A 3,774-nucleotide genomic window follows, 5' to 3' on the forward strand; every position below is an offset into this window, starting at 1 on the left:
CGCTCGACGAGCTGCACGCCAGTCTTAGCGCCGAGCTCGCTGCCGCTGACCTGCGCTCTCCGGTGCTGCTGGAGATGGGGCTGATCGCCCGGCTGCTGGAGCGACTCGGCGATCACGCGGTCGAGGTCGCCCGCCAAATCGAGGCTCTCGAGCGCCCTGGACACACACCAAGTCAGCCCGCCCCCGCAGAATGAACCAGCGAACGGACGCCAGCGCGACCATCTTTCGGTGAGAACGATCCGGCGCGCTCCATGACGTCGATACTGCTGACACCCAGCAAGCACGCCGCCTCGGGCGCAGACACCGCCGAGCAGAGTTCACTGCCGCTTCGCGCGCTCGGATACGGTTGTCCGGCCGGAAGCTGATCGTTGCGCAGCCTCGGTCAAGAAACGGCGAAGTCGTCGCGGTTCAGAGGAATGAGCGGATGAACTCCAGGACCTCGTCGGCTTGGGCGAAGCCGCCGAGGTGACTCTGGCCCGGAAGCAAGATGAGCTCGGCGTCCGGTAGGCGCGAGACCGCCTCTTGCGCGGCGGCCAGGGGCACCAGAGGGTCGGCGTCACCGTGCCACCACCGCACCGGCACCTTCACGTCGGCCAACCGGAAACCCCAGTCCCGCCCGAACAGCCGGGCATCGTCGATCATGGCCTGGCAGCGGCCCCTGATGGCGAGAACGATGTCATCGACGAACATGCCCTCGATTTCCGGGTCGGCGAAGACCCGTTGGTCGCCCTCGGGCGAAATGCCGGAGTAGGCCCGATAGCCGTAATGCGCGAAGGGGATGAGGGGCGCCAGCAGCCCGGTGCTCAGCGCCGCCAATGGCCGACGCAGCTCCGACAGCATCGGGGCGAAGCGGCGGGCAAGGTCGGCGATGCTGCCGGCGATGGTCTCGGGGCCGACCGACGGGACGGTGCCGCCAAGCACGGCCACTCCGGCCACGCGAGCGGCCAGCGGGGGCACCGCGCCGCAGGCCAGGGCGTAGGGGCCGCCGCCGGAAAGGCCCACGACGCCCAGCCGCTGGGCGCCCAGCGCGTCGGCCACATGTGCCATGTCGGTGGCCCAGTCGGTCACCGCGGCGTAGGGGTGAGGATCGGACAGACCCGAGCCCGGCCGCTCCACCACGACAACGCGCAGGCCGAGCTTGTTGGCGGCGCGCCGACCGAGCAGCGGGAATTGGCGCCGGGCGCCCGGCGTGCCGTGGAACCACAGCACCACCGCGCCTGAGGGGTCGCCGTACTCGGCGTAGCCAATCCGGCGACCCTCGGGGAGGTAGAAACGGCCTTCCGCGCGCGGCTTTTCGACGCGCGGTACGCGGAAGGGGTGTCGGAGAGGGTTGCTGGGTTTCATCTGTTCTCGGAAAAGAGTAGGCGACCAGGCTCGCGAGGATCGCCGAAACGTCGAGCACCTGACGCCCGCGTCAACCGACGATCGGAAAGTGACGCTTGGCGGCCGTATCAGCGTTTGCGTCGTACCCGTGAGGCAAGCCCCGACTGCACCAGCGCATCGTCGATGAATCGCTGCACCGGCCGCGAGCTGAAGAACCCGGTGTGGCCGCCCTGATACCAGCGGATCTCGGGTCTGCCCCAGTGCTCCCAGAGCCGGGTGACCTGGTCGCGTGGGTGCACCAACCCGCCGGCGAAGCCGGCGTAGATGCTCCCAAAGATTCAAGGTGTTCGAGGGTGAGGCAACCGTCGACGTCGGCGTCGACGACGATCACGTGAGCGAGGTCGGCCCCGGCCGCCTTAACAGCGGGCAGTGCGTTCGACGCCCCGGCCGACAGACGATCTTAGCGTCCAAATGTTGGTTGCACGGATGACATTTCAGATCCCGATCGGCGGGTTCGGCGACGCTGCGCAGCTGGCCGACTGGGTGCTGTTCATGCTTTCGGACGCGGCGGACTTCTTATGTGGGAGCGTCGTTTTCGTCGATGGTGGGTCGGACGTCTACTTCCGCGCTGACGATTGGCCGAGGCCTGTGCCAGCGTATCGACTGTTGTCTTACCTCAAGCGGTTCAGAGGCTACTCCGCGTCGGCCTGAGAGATCTTCGACAATCGTGTCGCGTAGATCTCGGCCAGGAATTGCTCGACGGCGACTGCGGCGTGCGCCGCGCGGGCCGAGCCGAGGATGTCGAAAGCGTGCTGGGCAAACGGCAGTTCGGCGTACACGACGGGCTGCCTGCTGACTTGCCGCAGGCGCGCGACGAAGCCACGCGCCTGCTCGACGGGAACCAGCGAGTCGTTGCGTCCGTGCAATACGAAGAAGGGGGGAGCGTCGGTGGATACGTGGTTCACTGGTGACGCGGCGATATATGACTGCAGGTTCGTCAAGTGCGGTTGTTTGACAACCAGTCGCTCGAGCAGCGGCAGCATCATCGGATGCATCGCGTCCTCGAAACGGGTGAAGTCATAGACGCCGTAGAACGGCACGGCCGCCTGTACCCGGGTGTCGGCGTCTTCGAATCCCGGCTGGAACTGCGGATTATTGGGCGTCAGCGCCGCCAGCGACGACAGGTGGCCGCCGGCCGAACCACCGGTAATGGCGATGAAGTCGGGATCGCCGCCGTACCCGGGGATGTGCGCCTTGACCCACGCGAGGGCGCGCTTGACGTCGATAATGTGATCGGGCCAGGTGTTGCGCGGGCTATGCCGGTAGTTGATCGCCACGCAGATCCAGCCCAGCTCCGCGAGGTGGCTCATCAACGGATGGGCCTGTCCGCGTTTGTTTCCCGTCGTCCAGGCACCGCCGGGGATCTGGAAGAGCACCGGCGCCTTTCCGGTCGGATCCAGATCGCGACGCCGCCAGATATCTAGGTGGTTAGCGCTGCCGTAGTCGCCGTAGCTGATGTTCGAGTCGTGGGCGTAGTCGCGGTAGATCCGCAGCATTCGCAGCGGTCCCGGCGTTTTGGCGGTGCCACCGCCGGCCGGCCGGCGCCACAGACCCGCGGCGTCGGTGTTGCGAGAGGTTCCCAGGCCGCTGTCCAAAGCCGCAGCCAGCGGGACATTGGCCTGGTGGCCCGCGCGACTGAAGTTCAGCAAGCCCAGCGCCGAGATGCCCGCTACCAGCCATGCGACCGCCCGCACTGGTCGGGTCAGTCGGCGGGCTGTCAACGCCAGGCCGCCGAGCTGGCTGATCAGTGTCTGCAGGGGCAACTCGGTGACAACCAGGCCGAACGCCCACGAAAACAGCGAGGGGTATCCGTTGCGCGCCAACGGCCGATAGGCGTTGAGCGTGGAAGCGGCGGTCACTGCCGTTACTGCCAACGACCCTATTTGCCGGATGACGTCGATGATTCGAGCTGTCCGCATGCGGTCACCTTACGAGGCGATCAAGCCGTGGGGACGGCGACCAGTGATCTCACGGCTCGAACGTCTGAGAACTTTTGCCGTTGGATTTAAGAGCTTGCAGCAGGGCACGTTCCCTGGTGAGTCGTAGTTCGGTGAGGAACGCTTGTAGCGGCGCGGTGTCGCGAGCGGTGCGTCGTGCGTCGACGATGGCCAGAGCGCGTCCGGTCCCAATCTGGACCTGGTAGTCGGCCTGGTCGGGGTGCTGTAGTTGGGTCGCGCCGACGGCAGTCTCCACGTTCCAGCCGGTGCCGGTGTCACACAGCACCGCGACGGCGTCGAGGTCGAAGGTTCGCCGGATCGAATCGACGGCCTCGCTGAGGTCGCGAGGTGAAGTCATGGCACCGGCGGCGAGCCGGGCGAGGTTGCGCGCCTCGGCGTTGGCGTGCGCGCTACGGACCCCTTGGCGGGTGAGCACGTCGACCAAGCCTCCGAC

5 protein-coding genes and 1 pseudogene are annotated in these 3,774 nt (G+C 66.9%); 2 read left to right on the top strand and 4 right to left on the bottom strand.

The window, feature by feature from the left end; all coding sequences use genetic code 11:
* The coding region (locus VKI00_RS07980; RefSeq protein ID WP_414687147.1) for a hypothetical protein at nucleotides 1-194 on the top strand (194 nt) is incomplete at its 5' end.
* A 214-nt stretch (nucleotides 195-408) separates the two neighbouring features.
* Here the strand turns inward: VKI00_RS07980 and VKI00_RS07985 are convergent.
* Together VKI00_RS07985 and VKI00_RS07990 are read right to left on the bottom strand one after the other, a co-directional pair.
* Nucleotides 409-1,344 carry an alpha/beta hydrolase gene (locus VKI00_RS07985; RefSeq protein WP_324436546.1) on the bottom strand — a complete coding sequence of 312 codons (936 nt, stop codon included), beginning with the start codon at nucleotides 1,342-1,344 and terminating at the stop codon, nucleotides 409-411.
* A 107-nt stretch (nucleotides 1,345-1,451) separates the two neighbouring features.
* Nucleotides 1,452-1,649, bottom strand: a pseudogene (locus VKI00_RS07990) (hypothetical protein); the annotation flags it as partial.
* 103 nt (nucleotides 1,650-1,752) lie between these two features.
* Here VKI00_RS07990 and VKI00_RS07995 point away from each other — a divergent pair.
* A complete protein-coding gene (locus VKI00_RS07995) occupies nucleotides 1,753-2,034 on the top strand; it encodes an SDR family oxidoreductase (RefSeq protein ID WP_414687148.1) in 282 nt (93 codons plus the stop codon).
* On the opposite strand, the gene VKI00_RS08000 is transcribed toward VKI00_RS07995, so the two are convergent.
* Complete coding sequence (locus VKI00_RS08000; RefSeq protein WP_324436548.1) at nucleotides 2,016-3,302, bottom strand: alpha/beta hydrolase; 1,287 nt, start codon at nucleotides 3,300-3,302, stop codon at nucleotides 2,016-2,018. The two genes, VKI00_RS07995 and VKI00_RS08000, sit on opposite strands and share 19 nt — an antisense overlap.
* 49 nt (nucleotides 3,303-3,351) lie before the next feature.
* A partial coding sequence (locus VKI00_RS08005) for a hypothetical protein (protein WP_324436550.1) occupies nucleotides 3,352-3,774 on the bottom strand: 423 nt, incomplete at its 5' end.

Source organism: Mycobacterium sp., assembly GCF_035314665.1.
GTDB lineage: Bacteria > Actinomycetota > Actinomycetes > Mycobacteriales > Mycobacteriaceae > Mycobacterium.

What these genes read in the sequence shown, in the direction of transcription:
- VKI00_RS07985 (WP_324436546.1), bottom strand. Translation starts at nt 1,344, where the DNA reads ATGAAACCCAGCAACCCTCTCCGACACCCCTTCCGCGTACCGCGCGTC.
- VKI00_RS08000 (WP_324436548.1), bottom strand. Translation starts at nt 3,302, where the DNA reads ATGCGGACAGCTCGAATCATCGACGTCATCCGGCAAATAGGGTCGTTG.